Source organism: Candidatus Poriferisocius sp., assembly GCF_965219815.1.
In the GTDB taxonomy this organism is placed as follows: Bacteria; Actinomycetota; Acidimicrobiia; order Acidimicrobiales; family Bin134; genus Poriferisocius.
The window spans coordinates 336,612-358,117 of sequence record NZ_OZ244791.1 but is presented as its reverse complement, the minus strand read 5'-3'; the positions used below and the strand labels follow the sequence as shown (position 1 = coordinate 358,117).

The following is a 21,506-nucleotide window of genomic DNA, read 5'->3' as shown; positions in this document are numbered from 1 at the left end:
GTGCCGATGAAGATGAATCCCAACAAGACGTGGCGGCTGGTGGCCGAGAAGCTGGAGGCTGAGACCAACCCCCGGCGGCGCCATGTGCTGGAGCTGGTGCTGGCCCACATGAAGTGCGAGGCCCAGGCCGACATCGAAGGGGTGGTGGCCACCCTCAGCGAGAAGCCCCAGTACATCATCTGGTCGAACCCCGACGATCCCATCGCCAGCCCCGGCGGTGACCGCGACGCCATCCGGGGCTTCTACGACCGCAGCATCGTGCAGACCGGCGCCCACCGCCTCGAATTCGACTGCGACCGAGTCATCGCCGACGACGATGCCGTGTTCACCGAGGGCGTGATGAGCATGGCCTACCCGGGCCGCACCTTGGAGGCCATGGGCATCGAGGTTCCCGACGTGGACTCCTATTACCTCGCCCAAGCCCGCATGGGCATCGTGTGGCCGGTTGATCTCGACGACCCCGAGGCCCGCCTGCGGGGCGAAGAGGTCTACTCCGCCAACGATGCCTTCGAAGGCGTCGCCGACCGCCCCATCAGCCTCGAAGAAATCGCCCCCCTAGAGCTCGTCACCGTCTGACCAGCTACGAAAAGGGCTTCTCGATTCCCGAATGACTTCGAGTTCTTCGAGCCGTGAGGTCTGAGTCTCCTCGGCAAATTCTGCCAAGTCATCCGCCAAGCCTGGGTCGGCCTGGTGGGGGAGAACCTGACTCAAGAATTCGTCCCGACTCATCCATCTTGGTCGGTTATCCGAAGAAGTCATACCACTAATTTACCGACCAGGTTCCGGTGCGGAGGTAGGTGTAGACGCCTTCGAAGTCGGTGCGGGCTTTTTCGGGGAGGTCGACGGGGTCGCCGAGGCTGCTGGCGCCCCAGACGATGCGGGCGGTGTGCTCGGCCACCAGGGCGGCGTGGAGGGCGTGGTCGGGCGACTCGCCGATGCACAGCATGCCGTGGTTGGCCATCAGCACCGCTGAGCGGTCGGCCAGGTGGCGCACCACCTCTTCGCCCAGTTCATCGGAGCCGGTGGGCTGGTAGTCGGACACCGGCACGTCACCACCGAGGTACACGATGACCTCCTCGATCACTGCGGGGATGCTCTTGTGGGCCACTGCAAACATCGAGGCGTGTATCGGGTGGCAGTGCACTACCCCGCCCACCTCGGGGAAGGCTCGATAACAGGCCAGGTGCATGGCCTTCTCGGTGGAGGGCCGAGATGTGCCCTCCAACAGGTTCCCGTCCAGGTCAACTGCCGCCAGGTTGTCTACGTTCACTTGGTCGTAGGACAGCGCCGAGGGGGTCAGCCAGATCATGCCGTCGCCGTCCCGGCCTGACACGTTTCCCGCCGTGCCCACCACCAGCCCGGCCGCGTCCATGGCCTGGGCGGCGGCCACCACTTGGGCTCGAATATCGGTGCTGTCGGTCATTGCCACACCTCCGGGTTGGCCAGGTGGTGGGGGCGCTCTCCGGCCAGGAGCCGGCAAATGTCCTCCACCACCATGTCGGTTTGATTCACCTCGGTGTCGTAGGTGGCGCCGCCCACATGGGGGGTCAGCACCACGTTGTCGAGCGTGGTCAGCGGATGATCGGGCGGGAGGATCTCGCCCTGTACGTGGTCGAGCCCCGCGCCCCCTAGATGGCCCGATGCCAGGGCCTCCACCAGGGCGTCGGTGTCGTGCAGTGCGGCCCGAGCGGTGTTCACGTAGATGGCCCCCGGCCGCATGGCCGCGAACTGCTTGGCTCCGATCATCCCCATCGTCTCCAGGGTGACCGGGGCGTGCATCGACACCACGTCGGCGGTGGCCAGCAGCTCGTCTAGCTCGCAGTCGGCGTCGGGCTGATAGGGGTCGTAGGCCGTCACCCTCATCCCTAGGCCCTCGAAGCGCCATTTGGCCGCTCGCCCCACTGCTCCCAGACCCACCAGCCCCACCGTGCGGCCGGCCATCTGCCAGGCCCGATATCGCTGGTAGGGGATGGTGTCGCCAAACACCGTGCCCGCCCGCATGTCCCGGTCGCCCAACACCACGCGGCGGCTGACCGCAAACATCAACGCCACCGCCATCTCGGCCACCCCATCGGCGTTGCGCCCCGGGGCATGGAGCACCGGAATGCCCGCCGCGGTGGCTCCGGCCACGTCCACGTTGGTGGGATCGCCCCGGGTGGAGGCCACGGCCCGAAGCGGCTGCTCGAACACCGGCCCCCGGCACTCGTCGGCCTCGCACACCAGCAGATCGGCCGACGCCTCTGCCAGCCGAGCGGCCAAGTCATCGGCGCCATAAAGACGGAAGGGCTGGTATTCGATCCACGGGTCGAACTCCACGTCGGCCACTTCCCGCAGCCGGTCCAAGCCCGGCCCCCGCAGCGGAGCGGTAACCAGCGCTCTCGGTCTGCTCACGCTATGAGCGTATGGTTCGAAGCCGCGGTTCACTCCATCGACACCACGCCATTTCGCAAGCCGACCACTACGGTTGACGGCTGTGGCTGAGACAGTCGAGGTGACGGTGGGCATCGACATCGGCACCACCTCGGTAAAGGCAATAGCGGTCGACGCCCACGGCGAAGTCTGCGCCCGGACTCGGATCCCCCACGCCATCAACGCCCCCATCCCGGCGGTGCTTGAGCACGATGCCGCTGCGGTGTGGCATACCGGCGTGATCAAAGCCTGCGATTCGGTGTCGGCCGATCACCGAGTGGCGGGCATCGGCCTGGCCGCCATGGTTCCGTCGCTGGCCGCGGTCGACGCCAACGGGATGCCGGTCTCGCCGGGAATCCTCTACGGCGACCACCGAGGGTACCACCCTGACGGCGAGTTCGTCGGCTTCTTGCGCTCGCTAGAGCAGGCTGTGCCCGACGCCCACGCCTACTGGCCGGCCCAGGCGGTGGCCAGCCACGCGTTGTGCGGAGCGGCCGCCATCGACGGGGTCACCGCCATGACCTGCCTTCCGGTGTTCGGTGCCGACGGTTGGGACGCCCAGTGGTGCGATCCCGGCAAGCTCCCCCATCTAGCGATGGATTCCACCCCCATCGGAGAGCGAGGCGATGCCCCGGTGGCCGCCGGCACCGTGGACGCCCTGGCCGAACAGCTCGTGGCCGGGGCCGACTCGCCGGGCGACGTGCTGGTGATCTGCGGCACCACCCTCATCACTTGGGCGGTGGGCGAGGGGTGGCCGGAGGCCGAGGGGTTGTGGACCATCCCCCATCTCCAACCCGGCCTGTCCGCCATCGGCGGGCCGAGCAATGCCGGCGGCCTGTTCCTGGAGCGGGTCCGGGGCCTCACCGGCGATCCGACCGCTGAGCCAGACCACCCCGACCGCGTGCCGCTATGGGTGCCCTACATCCGGGGCGAGCGCACCCCCCGCCACGACCCCGACCTGCGGGCCGCACTGGTCGGCCTCGATGTGGGCCACACCCCCGCCGATGTGCTGGCCGCGGCCTACGAGGCCGCCGGATTCGTTGTCCGCCACCATCTCGATTTGGCGGGCACGAACCCCCAGCGCATTGTGGCCGTGGGCGGGGGCACTCAGGTCGAGCGCTGGATGCAGGCCCTGGCCGACGCCACCAACCTGCCGGTAGACGTCACCGCCGTGCCCGAGGGGGCCGCGAGGGGAGCGGCCTGGCTGGCCCGCATCTGCGCTGGCCTGGAGTCCGGCGACTGGGCCGAGGCTCGCCGCTGGGCCCGTACTGGCCACCGGGTTGAGCCCCGACCCGACTGGGCCGAGGCCTGCAACCGCCGCTACCCCCAATGGCGCGCCGCTTGCGATTCTCAAAGCGAGGCTGCACAGTAAGGCGCGCACAAAAGAGGAGATCCATGAAGTTCGCAGTGACGTTTCCGATGGTGGCCCCCCCGTGGGACCAGAGGCTGATCACCAAGCAGGGCGTGGTGGACTTCGCCCGCACCGCCGAGGAGTCCGGGTTCCACGGGCTGGGTTTCACCGACCATCCCGCGCCCACCGACCGCTGGCTCAGCGCCGGCGGCCACGACGCCGTGGACCCCTTTGCCGCCCTGGCTTTCTGCGCCGCGGTCACCGACCGCATCAAGCTCATCCCCAACATCGTGGTGGTGCCCTACCGGAACCCGTTCATCATGGCCAAGGCCATCGCCACCGTCGATGCCTTCTCCGGCGGCCGATTCATCTTCGCCACCGGCTCCGGCTACCTCAAGGGCGAGTTCAAGGCTCTCGGCGTCGACTTCAACAACCGCAACCAGATCTTCGACGAGGCCATCGAGGTCATGATCGGCATCTGGACCACCGACGATTTCGCCTACGAGGGCAGCACTTTCACCGCCCTGGGCCAAACCGCTAACCCCAAACCGGTCCAGAAGCCCCATCCGCCCATTTGGATCGGCGGCAACTCCAAGCGGGCCCGCCGGCGGGTGGCCACCATGGCCAACGGCTGGACCCCGTTCCCCGCTCCCCGGGTTTTGGCCACCACGGCCCGGACCCCGCCGCTGGAGACCCTGGACGATTTGGCGGCCCTGCTCGACGAGCTGTGGACCTATGTGGACGAGGCCGGCCGAGACCCCGCCGACATCGACGTCAGCTATCTGAACCACGTCGGCGGCCGACCGGCCGACCCCGACTTCGACGCCGACGCCCACATCGCCGCCCTGGCCGACCTCGAAGCCCTGGGGGTGACCTGGATCACGGTCAACCTCCCCGGCGACGACATCGAAGCCACCCTCGACACCATGCGCCGCTACGGCGAAACCGTCATCGCCCCGTCCCAGAGCACCTAAATGCCTGACCCCGGCCCGACCGGCCCCGTCGTCCTGCCGATTCCCGCCCCGGCCGATCCGATCGAGTTCCCGCCCCACGAGCCGACCATTCCGGCGATGATCCGGGCCGCGGTGCATGCCCACGGCCATCGGCTGCTGGGCGTGCTGGAAGACCAGCGCATGACCTACGCCGACGCCGACGACGCCTCGGCCGCCATAGCCAAGGGGCTATTGGCCATCGGCGTGGGCAAGGGCACCCGGGTGGGGCTGCTGGCCCCCAACGGCCCCGACTGGATCGCCGCCTGGCTGGCCATCGGCCGCATCGGCGCCCTCGGCGTGATGCTCAACACCTACTACAAGGCCCGAGAGCTCGACTGGGCCCTGCGCCACGCCGATGTGCAGGTGCTGTTGTGCGCCCCCCGCCATCTTGGCCACGACTACCTCGACCGCATCGAGGAGATCGCCAGCCCCGGCGACGATCCCGCCATCCGCTCGCTGTCGCACCCCTATCTGCGATCGGTGTGGGTTTGGGGCCAGCCCGACCGGCCCTGGGCCAGGTCGATGGACCACCTGCTGGCCGCCGGCGAAGCAGTGAGCGACGAGCTCTTGGCCGCCGCCGAGGCCCAGGTGACCCCGGCCGATGAGTTCGTGGTGGTGTACACCTCGGGCAGTACCGCCGCGCCCAAGGGCGCCATCCATGCCCAGGGGCCGATGGTGCGCCACGCCCACAACCTGGGGCAGTACCGCGACCTCACCCCCGACGACCGCCTCTACACCCCCATGCCCCTGTTCTGGGTGGGGGGCATGTCGTTCACCCTGGTGGCCGCCATCCACGTGGGCGCCGCAATGGTGTTCGAGGAGCGGTTCGACCCCGGCGAGACCCTGGCCCTCATCGAGCGGGAGCGGGTGACCATCGTGGCCGGCTGGCCCCACATGTCCAGGATGCTCACCGACCACCCCGACTTCGAAACGCGCGACCTGTCCTCGGTGCGGGGCGGCAGCCTCGACGTGCTCCTGCCCCCCGAGATGCGGATCGGCGACGTCGAGCTGCGGGTCAACTCGCTGGGCATGACCGAGACACTCGGCCCCCACACCCTGGGTGTGATGGGCAACCAACTGCCCGAGGACAAGCGGGGATCGTTCGGCTGGACCGCGCCGGGCATGGAGCACCGCATCGTCGATCCGGCCACGGGTGAAGACTGCCCGACGGGGGAGCAGGGCGAGGTGTGGGTGAGGGGCTACGCCCTCATGACCGGCCTGTACAAAGTGGAGCGGGCCGACGCCTTCACCCCCGACGGCTGGTACCGCACCGGAGACGGCGGCTACTTCGACGAGCACGGCTACTTCTTCTTCACCGGCCGGATGGGCGACCTCATCAAGTCGGCGGGGATGAACATCGCCCCCCGAGAGGTGGAGCTGGTGCTGGAAGAGCCCGAAGAGGTCATGCACGCCTTTGTCTGCGGCGTGCCCCATCCCGACCGGCTGGAAGACGTGGCCGCCGCGGTGGTGCTGCGCCCCGGCCAGCCGCTGACCGCCGAACAGCTCGTCGCCTACACCGCCGAGCGGGTGGCGTCGTACAAGGTTCCCCGCCATCTCGCCGTCTACGACACCCCCGACGAGCTGCCCTGGCTCGACTCGGGCAAGATCGACCGCATCGGAGTCCAACAGATCCTCACCGAGCGCTTCTCCGGATGACCTTCATCCACGACCTTCTCACCGTCGTGCCCCGACGGGACGACTTCATCGTCGCCGGAGACCGCCGTTTGTCCACCGAGGAGGTCATCGACTGGGCCGACCGGGCGTCGGCTGATCTCGAACCGGGCCAGCCCACTGCCTTCCAGCTCCCCACCAGCCCCGAGGGCGTAGTCGCCTATCGGGCCTGCTGGCGAGCCGGCGCAGTTCCAGTCCCCCTGCTCCACGCCGACGGCGGCCGCCAGCGGGATCATGCGTTCGCCCTTCTCGGCCTCAACCGGATCTTCGATCCCACCGACCACGCCGCGGGCGACCCCTCTCCCCATCCCCCCGCCCCAACCAACCCCGACGACCGGGCCCTCATCATGTTCACCTCCGGCTCATCGGGCGTCCCCAAGGGAGTGGTCCACACCCAGGCCTCCATCGCCTACAAGGTCCGCCAGTACATCCACATCAGCGGCCTCACCGCCGACGACACCGTGCTGTTCCCGGCCTCGCTGGCCCACGTGGCCGGCCTCCTGCACGGCGTGCTCATCCCAGGCGCGCTCTCCATGAAGACCGTGCTCATGGCCCGCTGGGACCCGGGGGAGGCCCTGCGGCTCATCGAGCAGGAGCAGGCCACCTACATGATCGGACCGCCCACCTTCTTCAACGACCTCATGGACCACCCCAACTTCAGCCCCAGCCGAACCGCCTCCTTTCGATTCCTCTCCATCGGTGGCTCCAGTGTCACCCCCGCCTTCGTGCATCGGGCCCGAGAGGCCTTCGGCTGCATCGTCAAGCGGGCCTACGGCTCCACCGAGGCACCCACCGTCACCACCTGCACCAACGACGACGATCCCGAGCGCATGGCCAACACCGATGGCCGCCCGTTCTCGCCCACCCAGATCAGGATTGACGAGCACGGCGAAATCCAGGTCCACGGCCCCGAGGTGACCGTCGGCTACCTAGACCCCGCCCACACTGCCGCTGCCTTCACCGACGACGGCTGGTTCCGCACCGGCGACCTGGGCCAGATCGATGAAGGAGGCTTTCTTACCGTCGTCGGACGGCTGGGCGACAAGATCATCCGGGGTGGCGAGAACATCGATGCCAACGAGGTGGAGGCCATCCTCGAGTCCCACCCGGCGGTGGGCCAGGCCGTGGTACTGGGAGAGCCCGACCACCGCCTCGGCGAGCGGGTGGCCGCCTTTGTGGTGGTCGATGGATCCTTCGACCTCGATGAGTGCCGCCGCTGGTTCGCCGAGTCCGGCGCCGCCCGCTTCATGACCCCCGAGCGCATCATCCCGATCGACGACATGCCCACGATGCCCTCGGGAAAACCCGACCGCACCCAGTTGGCCGAAAAACTCCGGCCCCCAACCCGATAAACTCCCAGTCGTGGCCCAATACCAGACCCCCGAGTGGCACCCGGCGTTCGAAGAGTATTGCGAGACCATCTTCGAGCTGGCCGAAGACGACGTAGACGTCATCCAGGCTCGGGTGGCCGAGCGCCTCGACGTGTCCCGCCCTGCTGTATCCGAGATGATCCACCGCTTGGAGGCCGAGGGCCTGGTCACCCTCAAGGGCCGGTCGATCGAACTGTCCCCCGACGGAATGGACCTGGCCGAGCGGGTGGTGCGCCGTCACCGTCTGGCCGAGGTTTTCCTCACCCAGGTGCTGGGCCTGTCGTGGGCCGACGCCCACGCCGAGGCCGGCAAGTGGGAGCACGTCATCTCCCCCCTGGTGGAGCAGGCCATGATGCGGGTGCTCGACGATCCCACCACCTGCCCTCATGGCAACCCCATCCCCGGTTCTGCCTACCAGGCCCCCCCAACCCAGGCACTGGCCAAGATCGAGGTGGGCAAGCGGTTCGTAGTCACCCGCATCACCGAAGAGCTGGAGTTCACCGAGGGTCTGCTCGACTTCCTAGAGGGCTCCTCGGTAGTCCCCGGCGCCCAGGGGATCATCACCGCCTCCTCCCCCGACGGCACCACCACGGTGGAGATCGACGGCAACCACGTCGGCATCGGCGGCTTCGCCAGCGAGCGCATCTTCGTCACCGCCGCCTAAACCGCCGCCCGGATAGATGTGGACCTAACTCCCACACCAGACCAGGAGGCGCTGCGACAGGAGTGCCGTCAGTGGCTCCAGCAGAATCTTCCCTGGGAATACGGCCAAGGCCTGCCGCCGCTGTTCGACGATCTGGCCGAAGAGGTCGCCTATCTCCGCAAATGGCAGGCCGCTCTGGCCGAAGCCCGCTTCGTGGGCGTCTCCTGGCCGGTTGAGTTCGGCGGTCGGGGGGCCGGCCCGCTCCATCACTACATCGTCCAAGAGGAGCTGGCCCGGGCTCGGGCCCCCGAGCTGGTCGGTCGCCTCGGCGTGAACCTGATCGGTCCGACCCTGCTGGCCCACGGCACCGACGAGCAGAAACAGCGCTGGCTCCCCTCGATCCTCCCTGCCGAGCAGCTCTTCTGCCAGCTTTTCAGCGAGCCCGATGCGGGCAGCGATTTGGCGTCGCTGTCCACCCGGGCCGTTCCCGCCGACGGCGGATGGCGGCTCAGCGGCCAGAAGGTGTGGACCTCCTACGCCCAGTTCGCCGACTGGGGCCTGTGCCTGGCCCGCTCCCACCCTGATGAGCCCAAGCACCGGGGCATCACCGTCTTCATGGTGAACATGCACGCCCCCGGGGTGGACATCCGCCCCCTGCGCCAGATCACCGACGAGTCCGACTTCAACGAGGTCTTCCTCAACGACGTGTTCGTGGCCCACGACCAAGTGATCGGCGAGCCCGGCAACGGCTGGCGGGTGTCGCAGTCCACCCTCACCGTGGAGCGGGGCACCAACCCCCGCCAGCTCGTCATCCACCTCCAGCTGCTCGAAGAGCTGTTCCGCCTGGCCGCCGTCACCGGTCGCAGCCAAGATCCCGTGATCCGCCAAGCGCTGGCCCGCTCCTACATCGAGGTCCGCCTGTTCCAGCTCCAGAACTGGCGGGTGCTGTCCCGGCTGGCCCACGGCCGCGACCACGGCCCCGAGTCAGCCACCGCCAAGCTCTTCTGGAGCGAGATGAGCCAGCGCCTGCACGGAACGGCCATGGACGTGCTGGGCGCCGCTGCCCCCCTGTGGCGGGGCGACCCCCACAACCCCGGCGAGGGCCGCTGGCAGCGCTCCTGGCTGTACTATCAAGCCGCGACGATCTTCGCCGGAACCAGCGAAATCCAGCGAAACATCATCGCCGAGCGCACCCTGGGCCTCCCCCGAGAGCCCCGATAGGAGCACCCATGAGCACCGCCTTCGACACCATCGAATACCAAGTCGATGAGGCTGTGGCCACCATCACCTTGAACCGGCCCGATGTGGCCAACGCCCAAGACACCCAGCTCATCGACGAGCTCGACGCCGCCTTCGACCTGGCCGAGGCCGACGACGAGGTGCGGGTGGTGGTGATGGCCGCCAACGGCCGCCACTTCTCCGCCGGTCACGACCTCAAGGCGCTGGTGGGCGACGTGGAGCCCGACAAGTGGCGGCTCATGCGCGACACCCCCGAGGGCAAGTTCCTCCACGAGAAAACCATGTACTTCGACCGCTGCCTGCGCATCCGCGACTTCCCCAAGCCAACCATCGCCGCCGTCCACGGCAAGTGCATCGCCGCGGGGGTGATGCTGGCGGCCATGTGCGACCTGATCGTGGCCTCCGACGACGCCTCCTTCCAAAACCCGGTACTGCGCATGACCGGCGCCGCGGTGGAGATCCTCATCGAGCCGTGGGAGATGCCGCCCCGCAAGGCCAAGGAGTTCCTGCTCACCGCCCAGACCATCTCCGCGGCCGACGCCGAGCGCCTGGGCATGGTCAACCGGGTGGTGTCCCGCGACGAGTTGGCCGCCACCACCAAGGAGATGGCCGATGCCATCGCCCTGGTGCCCCCGGCCACCGCAGCGGTGGTGAAGCGGTCCATCAACAAGACCCTCGAGCTGATGGGCCAGAAAGACTCCTGGGACTACCACTTCATGGCCCATCACTGGATGCACAACACCGACACCGCCCTCGGCGCGCTGGAACGGCGCATGCAGAAGTCGTCGATGAAGGAAGTCTTCGCCGAGCACCGCGATGAGTAAGCCGCTCACCGGCACGCTGGAGCTCGACGTCGAGCGGCTGCGGCGGGAGCGGTACGCCAAGCTCCAGGCCCAGATGGCCGCCGACGGACTCGACGCCCTGGTTCTGCTCCACGGTCCCCATGTGGCCTACGCCACCGATTGCCTGCCCATAGCTGCCGATGCCACCCACGTCTCGGCCAATCGTCCGGTGGCCGTGGTTCTGGCCGGCCAATCCCAGCCCTGCCTGCTGGGCGGCGATTCCGACGGCCTCGACGTCGACGCACACCCAGCGGTGTGGCCCGATATCGACGAGGGTGCCGCCGACCTCGGCGCCCAACTCGACGCCATCCTGGGCAAAACAGCCCAAGGTGGGCGCATCGGCATCGACCTGATGACCGGGGCCATGCGCCGCACCGGCGTGCTGTCGGCCGCCGACATCACCGACGCCGCCAACACCATGGGCGCGGTCAAGCTCCACAAGACCATCGACGAGCTGGCCTGCATCCACCAGGCCCAAGCCCGCACCAACCGAGCCATGGCCTCAGTGCAAGAAGCCCTCGTCCCCGGCGTGCGCCGCAGCGAGCTGGCTGCCGTATTCCTCCGCCGCCTCCGGGAGGAGGGCATCGACGCCAACATGATCGACGTCATCTTCCAGCCCATGGCCCGCCGCATGGCCGACGGCCCTCGCACCACCACCGGCCACCTCGCTTTCCCCACCTGGTGGGGCGACCCCGTCTACGCCGAGGGCGACCTCGTCTGGGTGGACGCCGGCAGCGACTACCACGGCTACGCCTCCGACTTCGGCCGCACCTGGGTTGTCGGCCGCCCGCCCACCCCCGCCGAGCAGCGCTGCTTCGAGCGGTGGCTGGCGGTGATGGACGCTTCCTACGAGGCCATCGTTCCCGGCGCCACCTTCGCCGACGTGTGCGCCGCGGCCACTGCCGCCGACGCCGCCCACCAGCCACACGGCGAGCGCCCCTGGATGCCCCACTTCTACCTCGTCCACGGCGTGGGCATCGAGAGCGCCGAGATGCCCTTCCTGGGCACCGACAACGGCCCCGACTTCGACGCCGCCAACACCCTGGAGCCCGGCATGGTGCTGGTGCTGGAGCCCGCCATCTGGGACGACGGCACCGGCGGCTACCGGGCCGAGGAGATCGTGGCCGTCACCGAAGACGGCTGGATCCCCTTGGGCGGCGGCCACCACTACGACCCCTTCGAGGTGCCCACGTGAGCCTGCACCTCCAACGCCGGACCCGAGCGGTCGATGCCCTGGCCGCCGGCGGGATCGACATGCTGGTGGCCGGACGCCAAGACCACATCAACTACATCACCGGCGCCCACCAGCTCTGGACCGCAGGCGCCCGCCCGTTCGGCCCGGTATGCACCCTCAATGTCGCCACCGGCGAGATCTTTCTGCTGTCCACCTGGGACGAAGGCGTCCCCGAAGACATCGATTTAGACCACCTCCACGGCATCACCTGGAACGGGGCCATCATCTACCAGCGCCTGGCCGCAAACCCGGGCATGGCCACCGCCCAACGGGTGGGGGTCGACGCCTGGTCGCCGGGCATGGCCGGGCTGCTCAGCGCAGTGGCGCCCAACGCTGAGATCGTCCCCGTCGACGACGTCTTGCTCAGGGCCCGTCGCACCAAGCTCCCCTCGGAGGTCGACGCCATCCGGGCCGCCTGCGCGGTGGCCGCCGAAGCCGCCGAAGCCGCCCTTGCCCATCCCGGCACCGATGCCCAGCGTCTGGCCGCCGGCGTGGAGGCCATGGCCCTGGCCGGATCGTCCACCCCCGCCGCCGAGCCCCGAGTGCAAGGCCCCATCGTCGATTTCAGCTGCATCCGGTCCCACTACGAGGGCGGCCTGGGCCGCACTGCGGGCGGCGCACCCCCCGAGGGCCGCCCCCACGCTGCCCTCATTGCCGCCTGCGTCCCTGGTGCCACCGGTCAAGACCTCCGCCAAGCCGCCCCCGACGGCGATTGGCTCATTCGAGGTAGCGGTATGGGTTTCGAGCCCCCGGTGATCAACCCCCACTACGGCAAGAGCGAAGTCCTTGAAGAACACATGGTGCTCAGCGTGAGCGCGAGCACCGCCGAGGAATATGCTCGCGACACGGTTCTCGTCACCGAATCAACACCCGAAATCCTCTCCTCGGAGGAGCCATGAACCTCGACTACCACGCCTACGACGCCGACAATCACCTCTACGAGCCCATCGACGCCTTCACCCGCCACCTCCCCGAGCGCTACCGAAGCGCCATCCGCTACGTGGACATCGAGGGCCGCACCAAGATCGCCATCAACAACAAGATCAGCGAGTACATCCCCAACCCCACCTTCGAGGTGGTGGCCGCCCCCGGCGCGTGGGAGGAGTACTACCGGGGCAACAACCCCGACGGCATGACTCTGCGGGAGTTCACCGGCAAGCCCATCCGCTGCCTGCCCGCCTTCCGCCATCCCGAAGACCGTGTCAAGCTGCTCGACGAGCAGGGGGTGTACGCCACCCTTCTGTTCCCCACGCTGGCCTCGCTGCTCGAAGAGCGGATGAAAGACGACGTCAACCTGACGCACGCCGCCATCACCGCCTTCAACCGGTGGATGCTCGATGAGTGGACGTTCAACTACCACGACCGCATCTTCCCCACGCCGATCATCACCCTGCCCGACCCCCGCCGGGCCATCGAGGAACTGGAGTGGTGCGTGGAAAACGGCGCCCGAGCCGTGCTGATCCGCCCCGCCCCGGTGCCGGGGGTGAGGGGCTCCCGTTCCATGGGCCTGCCCGAGTTCGACGACTTCTGGAATGCGGTGGAGCAAACCGGGATCTTGGTCACCTGCCACGCCTCCGACTCCGGCTACGACGCCTACGCCAGCGACTGGGAGGGCGGCCGTGATGAGTTCCTGCCGTTCAAACCCGGTGCCTTCCGCACCGTCATCAGCCACGGCCGGCCCATCTTCGACACCATGGCCGCCATGATCTGCCACGGCCTGTTCGAGCGTCACCCCAGCGTGCGGGTGGCCTGCATCGAGAACGGCTCCACGTGGGTGGCCCCGCTGCTGCTCGAGCTGTCGCACGCCTACGGCAAGATGCCCCAGGAATTCGCCGAAGACCCGGTGGAAACCTTCCGCCGCCACATCTCGGTGAGCCCCTTCTATGAGGAGGACATCCCCGGCCTGATCGATCACATCGGCATCGACCGGGTGCTGTTCGGCTCCGACTTCCCCCACCCGGAGGGCTTGGGCAAGCCGCTCGACTTCATCAAGGAAGTGGCCCACCGCAGCCCCGAAGACCAGAAAAAGGTCATGTCCGAGAATCTCAAAGAGCTCCTCACCCTTCGACCTGCCGCATGAGCGAACAACCAGAGCAAACCACGGACTCCAGCGTCTTCTCGCGTTCCGACACCGACGAGGCCTCCGAGGCCGAGCGCACCAAGGGTCTGATCGAGCCGGTCGCGCTGGGGGAGTGGATGGACGCCCAGGGCCTGCCCGGCCAGGGCGAGCCCATCACCAGCCGGTTCATCTCCGGTGGCGCATCAAACGAGATTTTCGAGATCTGCCGGGGCGAGCACCGCTGGGCCCTGCGCCGCCCACCCCGCAAGGTTCCCGACGGCCGCAACGAGACCATGATGCGGGAGTTCCGCATCCTCTCCGCCCTGGCCGACACCGACGTCCCCCACGCCCGGGCCGCCGGCGGCACCGACGACACCAGCGTTATCGGGGCGGCCTTCTACCTCATGGACTTCGTCGACGGCTGGTCGCCCATCAGCGAGCCCGGCTGGCCCGAGCCATTCGGGTCCGACATCGATGCCCGCCCCGGTCTGGCCTACGAGCTGGTCGATGCCATCGCCCGGCTGTCCAAGGTGGATTGGCAGGCCAACGGCCTTGAAGGCCTCGGCCGCCCCGACGGCTTCCACGAGCGCCAGGTCGACCGCTGGTACGCCCACCTCGAACGCTTCAAGTTCCGAGACATCCCCGGCCTCGACACCGCCGGCGACTGGCTCCGGGGCCGCACCCCCCGCAGCTACACGCCCGGCATCATGCACGGCGACTACCAGTTCGCCAATGTGATGTTCCACCACGGCGCGCCCGCCCGGATGGCCGCCATCGTCGACTGGGAGATGGGCACCGTGGGCGACCCGCTGCTGGATTTGGCCTGGGTGGTGATGAACTGGCCCGAAGACGAAGCCGGCCGCCCCACGGTGGGCTACGTCGACTACGAGGGCTTGCCCTTCCGCGACGACCTGCTGGAGCGCTACGCCACCATGTCGGGGCGCGACGTCGACGAGATCGACTACTACGTGATCCTGGCCCGCTTCAAGCTGGCCATCGTGCTGGAGGGCGGCTACGCCCGCTTCGTCGCCGGCGGCGCCGACAACCCGAGAATGGAAGCCTTCGGCCGCGTGGTGCTCGACTTAGCCCGTGACGCCGCCGCCCTGGCTCAAACCACCACCCTCTAGCGGCCGCTCGACCAACCGCTCAGGCGTCCCACACCACCGGGAGAGCTGCGGGGGCCCGGAAGGCCAGGCCGGCGATTTCCGGGACCTCGGCTTCGGGGTCGAGGCGCAGGCCGGGAAGCCGGTCCAGCAGGTGCTCCAGCACCGCCCGCATCTCCATGCGGGCCAAGTGGATGCCCAAACACAGGTGCGGCCCGGTGGCGAAGGCCATGTGGCCTTTGGGCTGGCGGAAGATGTCGAACCGCTCGGGGTCGTCCCAGCGGGAAGAGTCGTGATTGGCCGAGCCCAGAGAGGTATTCACCGCCGTCCCGGCTTGGATCTCGATACCGTCCACCACTGCATCGGCTGTCGCGGTGCGAGAGATCCCGGTTAGCGGCGCCTCCCACCGCAGCGCCTCCTCCACCGCGGCGGTCACCAGCGACCGGTCGGCCCGCACCGCCTCCAACTGCGCTGGATCCGACAGCAACCCCACCATCATGTTGCTGGCCGCCCGATAGGTGGTCTCCGCCCCCGCGGGCAGCAGCAGCCGGCAGAAGGCGATGATCTCGTCGTTGGTCAGCCGCTGCCCGTCCAGCTCGGCATGGGCCAAGATGCTGATCAGGTCCTCCTGCGGATCGGCCCGGCGGCCCTCCACCACCGGCTCCAAGAAGTCGTACAGCCATTGCGATGCTGCGAACCCCCGCTCGATCTGGGTGGCCATGTTGGTGATCTCCACCGCCCGCCGGTAGAAGGCGGGCAGGTCGGCCTCCGGCAGGCCCAGCGCGATGGCGATCACATGTACCGGGAACACGAACATCAGCTCGTGTACCAGATCGGCCCGGCCCCGGTCGATGAAGGCGTTGATGTAGTGGTCGAGCACCGGGTTCACAATGTCGTGCTCCCACCGCTCCATCTCCCGGCGGGTGAACGCCTGCTGGATCAGCTTGCGGTACTGCCCGTGCTCGGGCTCGTCCATCTCCAAGATGGTGTGGCCCATCACCAGTCCCATCGATTCGGCATACCCCGACGACGAGAACGTGGCCCCGTCCCGCAGCACCGCCTCCACGCCGTCGTAAGACAGCACGTTCACGATCTGCCGCTCCCCGGCCATCAGGTCGCTCACGCTCACTGCCCCCAGCATCTCCGACACGCTGCCCCGGTGGACCGGGCACTGGGCCAAGAGCTCGGTGTACACCTCATAGGGATTGATGGAGTGCTCGGCCCCCTGGGCTTGGTCGAAGGCGTCAAACGGGTCGTACCCTTCGTCACCGGGTTCGGGGGCTCGGGCGGCGGCTAAAATCTCGCCCGGAGTCATCTCGAACTTCATGTCAAGCCGCTGCTATACCAAGTCTCGAACTTCATAGGCAGCCACTTTAAGTCCAACCCAGAGAGTGCGGTAGTCCCATGGCCATTGATTTTTCTGTAGAGCCCGAATTCCAAGAGAAGCTCGACTGGATGGACACCTTCGTCACCACCGAGATCGAGCCGATCGACCTCTACTTCCGGGGTGAGGTCAACCCCTTCGACCGCACCAATGAGACGGCCAACGCCCTGATCCGCCCGCTCCAGAAGCAGGTGCAAGACCAAGGCCTGTGGGCCTGCCACATGGGCCCCCACCTCGGCGGCCTCGGCTACGGCCAGGTGAAGCTGGCCCTGATGAACGAGATCCTGGGCCGGGCTCTGTGGGCCCAGGTGGTGTTCGGCTGCCAGGCGCCCGATTCCGGCAACGCCGAGATCATCGCCCACTACGGCACCGACGAGCAGAAGGAGCTCTACCTCCAGCCCCTGCTCGACGGCAAGATCTCCTCCACCTACGCCATGACCGAGCCCCAGGGCGGCTCCGACCCCAACTACTTCACCTGCTCGGCTCACCGCGACGGCGACGAGTGGGTGATCAACGGCGAGAAGTGGTTCGCCTCCAACTTCAAGTACGCCCGGTTCATGATCGTCATGCTCATCACCAACCCCGACGTGCCGGTGTACCGGGGCTCGTCCATGATGCTGGTGCCCACCGACACCCCCGGCATCGAGGTGGTGGCCAACGTGGGCCTCGGCACCGAGGATCTGGAAGACGGCGACCACGCCTATCTCCGGTTCAACGACGTGCGGGTGCCCGCCGAGAACCTGCTGGGCGACGAGGGGTCGGGCTTCAAGATCGCCCAAACCCGCCTCGGTGGCGGCCGGGTCCATCACGGGATGCGCTCGGTGGGAGTGGCCCAGCGGGCCCTCGACATGATGTGCGAGCGGGTGCTGTCGCGGGAGACCAAGGGCTCGCTCATCGGCGAGAAGCAGTCGATCCAGCACTGGATCGCCGACTCCTGGATCCAGATCCAGCAGTTCCGCCTCCAGGTGCTCCACACCGCCTGGCTGATCGACAACGAGGGCGACTACGCCAAGGTGCGCCAGCACATCGCCGGCGTCAAGGTGGCCACCCCCAAGGTGCTGATCGACGTGGTGTACCGGGCCATGCACGCCCACGGCTCCCTCGGCGTGTCCAACCTCATGCCCCTCACCTCCATGTGGATGAGCGGCCCCGTCATGGGCATCGCCGACGGCCCCACCGAGGTACACAAAGACACCATCGCCAAGCAGATCCTCAAGAGCTACAAGCCCTCTGACGGCCTGTTCCCCTCCATGCACCTCCCCACCCGCATAGCCAACGCCCGCCAATACATCGAATCCCGCATAGAACACGAAATCGCCAACCTCTAGCGACACAGGGTGATACACTGCCTGATTGAAGCCGGGGCGGGGCCAGAGCGGACGAATAGTGCTAGGAAACCCGCCTCGGCTATCGCTTTGTCGGCACTCGGCCGAAGATGTAGGCAAGTCCCACGATTCCCAACCCGATCACGACGCCTCGCCACGTCCACGAGCCAATCGCCAGCCCGGAACTCAACCCCACCGCGACCACGATCATCGTCCCGGCAATGACTTTCGCCCGCCACGGCATCCCCAATCCCGATCGATAGTCGGCCACCAGCTTGCCCACGCCGGGCAGGTTCAACACCCACTGCTCCATCCGCTCGCTCGACCGGCTGAACGCCGCGGCGGCCATGATGAAGAACACCGTCGACGGCAACCCCGGCACGATCACCCCGATTGCCCCAACCGCCACACACACCAGCCCGCCAATGACCCACAGACCCCGTACCAGCGGGTTGCGGGCCACTTTGGAGTGGCTCAGAGCGGCAGGATCGCCGGGCTCAGCCGGCGAGCTCGACGAGGTCACGCACAGTCAGGTAGCACAGCAGCCCGATCACCAGAACGTTTACCGTGCTCACTGGCCACTTCAGCCGATGGTCGGCCCGCCAGAACCGCCGGATGCTCAAACCGTTGAACACAATGGCCACTAGGCCGATGGGAACGCTGATGGCGGGCCCCACCGAGTCGGCCAACCCCAGCACCGGCAGCAGATACGGGAACACCAAGTAGGTCAGCAGGCATCGGGTTCCCGACACCACCATCGACTGGCTGAACCGGCGCTCAGCCGTATTAGGAACCTCGACTTCGGCCGGAGCGGTGTCAACGGTCATTCACCCTCAGTCTCCCACCCCTTGTCGGTCGCCGTCTCACCGAATGGGAGGTTTCACTACCATCGTCCCACCATGAGCTGGCTACCGCGCCTCGTCGCCCTCTGCCTGGCTCTCGCCCTCATCGCAGCAGCCTGCGGCGGTGACGACGACCAGCCCGTCAGTCCGAGCACATCCACCCCCACCGCAGCAGAAACCGCCCAGCCCACCGGGCCGGCACCGACGCCTGCCGCCCCCGCTCAGCCCACCGCTCCCACCGGCCCCACCTGCGACTGGCCTATGTGGGGCCACGGCATCGATCGCACCTTCTCCTACCCCTGCGACAGCGGCATCAGCCCCGACTCCGCCGCCAGCCTGCGTCGCATCTGGTACTTCAACACCAGCGACGTGGTCACCGCCGCCCCAGTGGTGGTGGATGGCGTGCTGTATGTGGGCGACTGGGCCGGGCGCTTCTACGCCTTGAATGCCGCCGACGGCACCGAGCTGTGGCATTTCGACGCCGAGTACCACGACAACGTCTATGCCGGGCAGATCACCTCTTCGGCCTCCTACACCGTGATCAACGGCACCCCCGCGGTGGTGTTCAACGCCGGGCGCACCATCCACGCCCTCAACGCCGCCGACGGCACCGTGATCTGGACCCACGCCCTGGGCGAGCCCGGCTGGCCCACCGAACTGGAGACCACCCCCATCGTGGTGGAAGACCGCGTCATCGCCACCTTCGACACCCACAATGCCCCCTTCCCCGCCGGAGTGGTGGCCGTCAGCCTGGCCACCGGCGAGCTGCTCTGGCACTTCGACCTTGAGGGGGGCGACCATCAGGGCTGCGGGGGAGTGTGGGGGTCGCCGTCGGTCGACCTTGAGCGCCGCCTCATGTTTGCCGGCAGCGCCAACTGCCCCACCTCACCTGACGGTTGGGGCCCTTACACCGAGGCCCTGTTCGCGGTGAACATCGACACCGGCGAGCCCGCCTGGAGCTTCCAGCCCCACCCGCCCAACAACGACGACTCCGACTTCTCTGGAGTGCCAGTGCTGTTCACCGCCGACGGCCAAGACCTCGTCGGCCTCGGCAACAAAGACGCCGTGTTCTACGTGGTCAACCGCGACACCGGCGAGCTGGTGTGGAAAACCCGGGCCACCGCCGACAACGTGATCCGCCCCAACTTCTCCAGCGGCGGCTTCATCGGCCCCGCCGCCTACGCGAATGGGATCATCGCCGGAGGCACCGGGGTGGCCGATTGCCCCTGCATGCACGCCTTCGACGCCGTCACCGGCGAGATCGTCTGGCAACAGCACGCCGTGGGCCCCACCTACTCGCCCACCACCGAGGTGAACGGGGTGGTGTTCGTGGGCTCGCTCGACTTCACCCTGCGGGCTTTGCGCCTCGACACCGGCGAGGTGCTGTGGTCCGACGAGCTCACCGGTCTCATCTCCGGGGGAGTGGCCATCGTGGGAAGCGACATGTGGGCCGTAGCCGGCTTCCGCGAGCCGGGATCAGCCGGCCCTTCGGAGACCTCCGGCGTGTTCCGCTACACCGTGGCCCCCGACGTGGAGGCCGCCGCCCAGACCGCCCCCGAACAAGAGCCCGAGCCCGAAGCCGGCCAGGTCCGCCTGGTGGGGGCGTCGGGCCGCTGCATCGACGCCCCTTGCGACGTGGGCTTCGACTTCAAGACCCCGCCGCCGGGCACCAACCCCATGCTCACCCTGTCGATTGAAACCGACCCCTTCGAGCTCACCGTCACCTCCAGCGGCCTGGGCGACCCCGCCGCTTGGCTGCGGGAGGGGAGCGCGGCCGCCGAAGTGGGGGCGTCGGCCTTCGGTGTGCTGGTGTCCGAGCGCGACGACCGCCCCTCGGGCGGCTACCTGTGCGTGCTCGAAGAAGACGGCGGCTGCGTCGCCCGCACCGTGCCCCGCCCCGGTGCCTCCTACAACCGCATCAGCCTGCTGGCCCTGCACGACACCACTGCCATCCCCGGCCCCGCCGACGGCTTCGACCGCCTGGTGGCCAGCATCGGCTTCAATCCGCCGCTGCAAACCGAGCCCCTAAGCCCACCCACCTATCTGGTTTTCAGCCCCCAGGGCAACAACCTGGTGGTGTACGGCGACAATGGCGGCACCCAGCGGCTCATCACCAACGCCCGTGAAGATCCCGACGGCCGCGACATCAACGGCCAGGTGTGCTTCACCGGCGACGGCCGATTCATCGCCGGCGAAGACACCGGCCAGCCCGAGATCCCCGCCGGGTTCGGCATCTTCCAACTCGAGGGCGACACCCTCGGCAACCTCACCGCCACCCAGGTGGGCAAGCTCACCCCCGACTTTGAGAGCGCCGACAGCCAGCCCGAGCCCTACGGCTGCGCATTCCTGCCCGACGGTCGCCTGCTCACCACCGACGTGGGCAACCAGGCCTCCGGCCCCGGCACCGGCCAGCTCACCGTGTGGTTCCCCCCGTACGACGGCGCCCGGTGCGTGGTGGCCGACGACATCGCCACCGCCCAGCAGCTGGCCGCCCACGGCGACGACGTGCTGGTGGCATCGGCCCGCCCGCCCACCATCGGAGTGCAGCGCTACTCCAACCTGCCCCGCACCGCTGAGGAGTGCGACCCCGAGGCGGTTGCCGTCGAGCTGTTCATCGGAGTGGGCAACGGCCTCAGTCTCACCACCGGCGTTGCCGCCGACGGCCGCGGCGGCTGGTACGTGTCCGACACCCTCGGCGGCTTCATCAACCAGTACGACGGCAACGGCAACTACGTCCGCACCGTGCTGGCCCCACCCGAAGGCGAGACGCTGGCCCTCGAGCCCATGAGCACCGGATCGCCGCTGGGTATCGCGGTGGGGCTCGACGGCACCCTCTACTACGCCGACCTGGCCCTGGTCTTCAACGACTCGGGCATCGGCCCCGCCTCCAGACAGGGCACCGTGCGCCGCATCCTCTTCGACGAAGACAACCAGCCCCTGCCGCCGGAGACCATCGACTACGGCCTCTCGTTCCCCGATGGCCTCGGCGTCCTGCCCCTCCCGTGAACCCCGCCGTGAGCCGCACCGGCCGCTTGGCCTACG

General features: G+C 68.1%; 19 protein-coding genes. 14 read left to right on the top strand and 5 right to left on the bottom strand.

What is annotated here, in order from left to right:
• Positions 1–6 precede the first annotated feature (6 nt).
• Complete coding sequence (locus ACOQPI_RS01715; RefSeq protein ID WP_420617996.1) at positions 7–576, top strand: nuclear transport factor 2 family protein; 570 nt, start codon at positions 7–9, stop codon at positions 574–576.
• Positions 577–763: 187 nt separating this feature from the next.
• On the opposite strand, the gene ACOQPI_RS01710 is transcribed toward ACOQPI_RS01715, so the two are convergent.
• Entirely contained in the window at positions 764–1,423 is a 660-nt protein-coding gene (locus tag ACOQPI_RS01710; protein ID WP_420617995.1) for a class II aldolase/adducin family protein, read from the bottom strand.
• On the bottom strand, positions 1,420–2,391 hold the full coding sequence (locus ACOQPI_RS01705) for an NAD(P)-dependent oxidoreductase (RefSeq protein WP_420617994.1): 972 nt from the start codon (positions 2,389–2,391) through the stop codon (positions 1,420–1,422). Before ACOQPI_RS01705 ends, ACOQPI_RS01710 begins: the two co-directional genes overlap by 4 nt.
• A gap of 73 nt (positions 2,392–2,464) precedes the next feature.
• Here ACOQPI_RS01705 and ACOQPI_RS01700 point away from each other — a divergent pair, with 73 nt between their 5' ends.
• From ACOQPI_RS01700 to ACOQPI_RS01650, 11 genes are read left to right on the top strand one after another with little or no spacing between them, the layout of a single operon-like run.
• Positions 2,465–3,781, top strand: a complete 1,317-nt coding sequence (locus ACOQPI_RS01700) for a xylulokinase (protein WP_420617993.1) — start codon at positions 2,465–2,467, stop codon at positions 3,779–3,781.
• A 23-nt stretch (positions 3,782–3,804) separates the two neighbouring features.
• A complete protein-coding gene (locus ACOQPI_RS01695) occupies positions 3,805–4,734 on the top strand; it encodes an LLM class F420-dependent oxidoreductase (RefSeq protein WP_420617992.1) in 930 nt (309 codons plus the stop codon).
• Complete coding sequence (locus ACOQPI_RS01690) at positions 4,735–6,408, top strand: class I adenylate-forming enzyme family protein (protein WP_420617991.1); 1,674 nt, start codon at positions 4,735–4,737, stop codon at positions 6,406–6,408. It begins immediately after the preceding gene.
• Positions 6,405–7,775, top strand: a complete 1,371-nt coding sequence (locus ACOQPI_RS01685) for a class I adenylate-forming enzyme family protein (RefSeq protein ID WP_420617990.1) — start codon at positions 6,405–6,407, stop codon at positions 7,773–7,775. Before ACOQPI_RS01690 ends, ACOQPI_RS01685 begins: the two co-directional genes overlap by 4 nt.
• A gap of 10 nt (positions 7,776–7,785) precedes the next feature.
• Positions 7,786–8,457 carry an iron dependent repressor, metal binding and dimerization domain protein gene (locus ACOQPI_RS01680; RefSeq protein ID WP_420617989.1) on the top strand — a complete coding sequence of 224 codons (672 nt, stop codon included), beginning with the start codon at positions 7,786–7,788 and terminating at the stop codon, positions 8,455–8,457.
• A gap of 18 nt (positions 8,458–8,475) precedes the next feature.
• Positions 8,476–9,657, top strand: a complete 1,182-nt coding sequence (locus tag ACOQPI_RS01675; RefSeq protein WP_420617988.1) for an acyl-CoA dehydrogenase family protein — start codon at positions 8,476–8,478, stop codon at positions 9,655–9,657.
• 8 nt (positions 9,658–9,665) lie between these two features.
• Positions 9,666–10,499 carry an enoyl-CoA hydratase gene (locus ACOQPI_RS01670; RefSeq protein ID WP_420617987.1) on the top strand — a complete coding sequence of 278 codons (834 nt, stop codon included), beginning with the start codon at positions 9,666–9,668 and terminating at the stop codon, positions 10,497–10,499.
• Complete coding sequence (locus tag ACOQPI_RS01665) at positions 10,492–11,712, top strand: M24 family metallopeptidase (RefSeq protein WP_420617986.1); 1,221 nt, start codon at positions 10,492–10,494, stop codon at positions 11,710–11,712. The genes ACOQPI_RS01670 and ACOQPI_RS01665 overlap by 8 nt, the downstream gene beginning before the upstream one ends.
• Positions 11,709–12,650: an aminopeptidase P family N-terminal domain-containing protein gene (locus ACOQPI_RS01660; RefSeq protein ID WP_420617985.1), complete on the top strand. Its 942-nt coding sequence runs from the start codon at positions 11,709–11,711 to the stop codon at positions 12,648–12,650. The genes ACOQPI_RS01665 and ACOQPI_RS01660 overlap by 4 nt, the downstream gene beginning before the upstream one ends.
• Positions 12,647–13,831 (top strand): amidohydrolase family protein, encoded by a 1,185-nt coding sequence (locus ACOQPI_RS01655; protein WP_420617984.1) that lies wholly within the window; start codon positions 12,647–12,649, stop codon positions 13,829–13,831. Before ACOQPI_RS01660 ends, ACOQPI_RS01655 begins: the two co-directional genes overlap by 4 nt.
• Positions 13,828–14,937 carry a phosphotransferase family protein gene (locus ACOQPI_RS01650; RefSeq protein ID WP_420617983.1) on the top strand — a complete coding sequence of 370 codons (1,110 nt, stop codon included), beginning with the start codon at positions 13,828–13,830 and terminating at the stop codon, positions 14,935–14,937. Before ACOQPI_RS01655 ends, ACOQPI_RS01650 begins: the two co-directional genes overlap by 4 nt.
• Positions 14,938–14,956: 19 nt before the next feature.
• Here the strand turns inward: ACOQPI_RS01650 and ACOQPI_RS01645 are convergent, their stop codons facing one another.
• Positions 14,957–16,240: a cytochrome P450 gene (locus ACOQPI_RS01645; RefSeq protein WP_420617982.1), complete on the bottom strand. Its 1,284-nt coding sequence runs from the start codon at positions 16,238–16,240 to the stop codon at positions 14,957–14,959.
• 77 nt (positions 16,241–16,317) lie between these two features.
• Here ACOQPI_RS01645 and ACOQPI_RS01640 point away from each other — a divergent pair, with 77 nt between their 5' ends.
• Positions 16,318–17,625 carry an acyl-CoA dehydrogenase family protein gene (locus ACOQPI_RS01640; protein WP_420617981.1) on the top strand — a complete coding sequence of 436 codons (1,308 nt, stop codon included), beginning with the start codon at positions 16,318–16,320 and terminating at the stop codon, positions 17,623–17,625.
• A 79-nt stretch (positions 17,626–17,704) separates the two neighbouring features.
• On the opposite strand, the gene ACOQPI_RS01635 is transcribed toward ACOQPI_RS01640, so the two are convergent.
• Together ACOQPI_RS01635 and ACOQPI_RS01630 are read right to left on the bottom strand one after the other, a co-directional pair.
• Positions 17,705–18,145: a YbaN family protein gene (locus tag ACOQPI_RS01635; protein ID WP_420617980.1), complete on the bottom strand. Its 441-nt coding sequence runs from the start codon at positions 18,143–18,145 to the stop codon at positions 17,705–17,707.
• Positions 18,120–18,449, bottom strand: a complete 330-nt coding sequence (locus ACOQPI_RS01630) for a hypothetical protein (RefSeq protein ID WP_419849392.1) — start codon at positions 18,447–18,449, stop codon at positions 18,120–18,122. The genes ACOQPI_RS01635 and ACOQPI_RS01630 overlap by 26 nt, the downstream gene beginning before the upstream one ends.
• Before the next feature lie 72 nt (positions 18,450–18,521).
• Between ACOQPI_RS01630 and ACOQPI_RS01625 the strand changes: the two genes are divergently transcribed.
• Positions 18,522–21,470 carry a PQQ-binding-like beta-propeller repeat protein gene (locus ACOQPI_RS01625; RefSeq protein ID WP_420617979.1) on the top strand — a complete coding sequence of 983 codons (2,949 nt, stop codon included), beginning with the start codon at positions 18,522–18,524 and terminating at the stop codon, positions 21,468–21,470.
• The last annotated feature ends 36 nt before the right edge of the window (positions 21,471–21,506 follow it).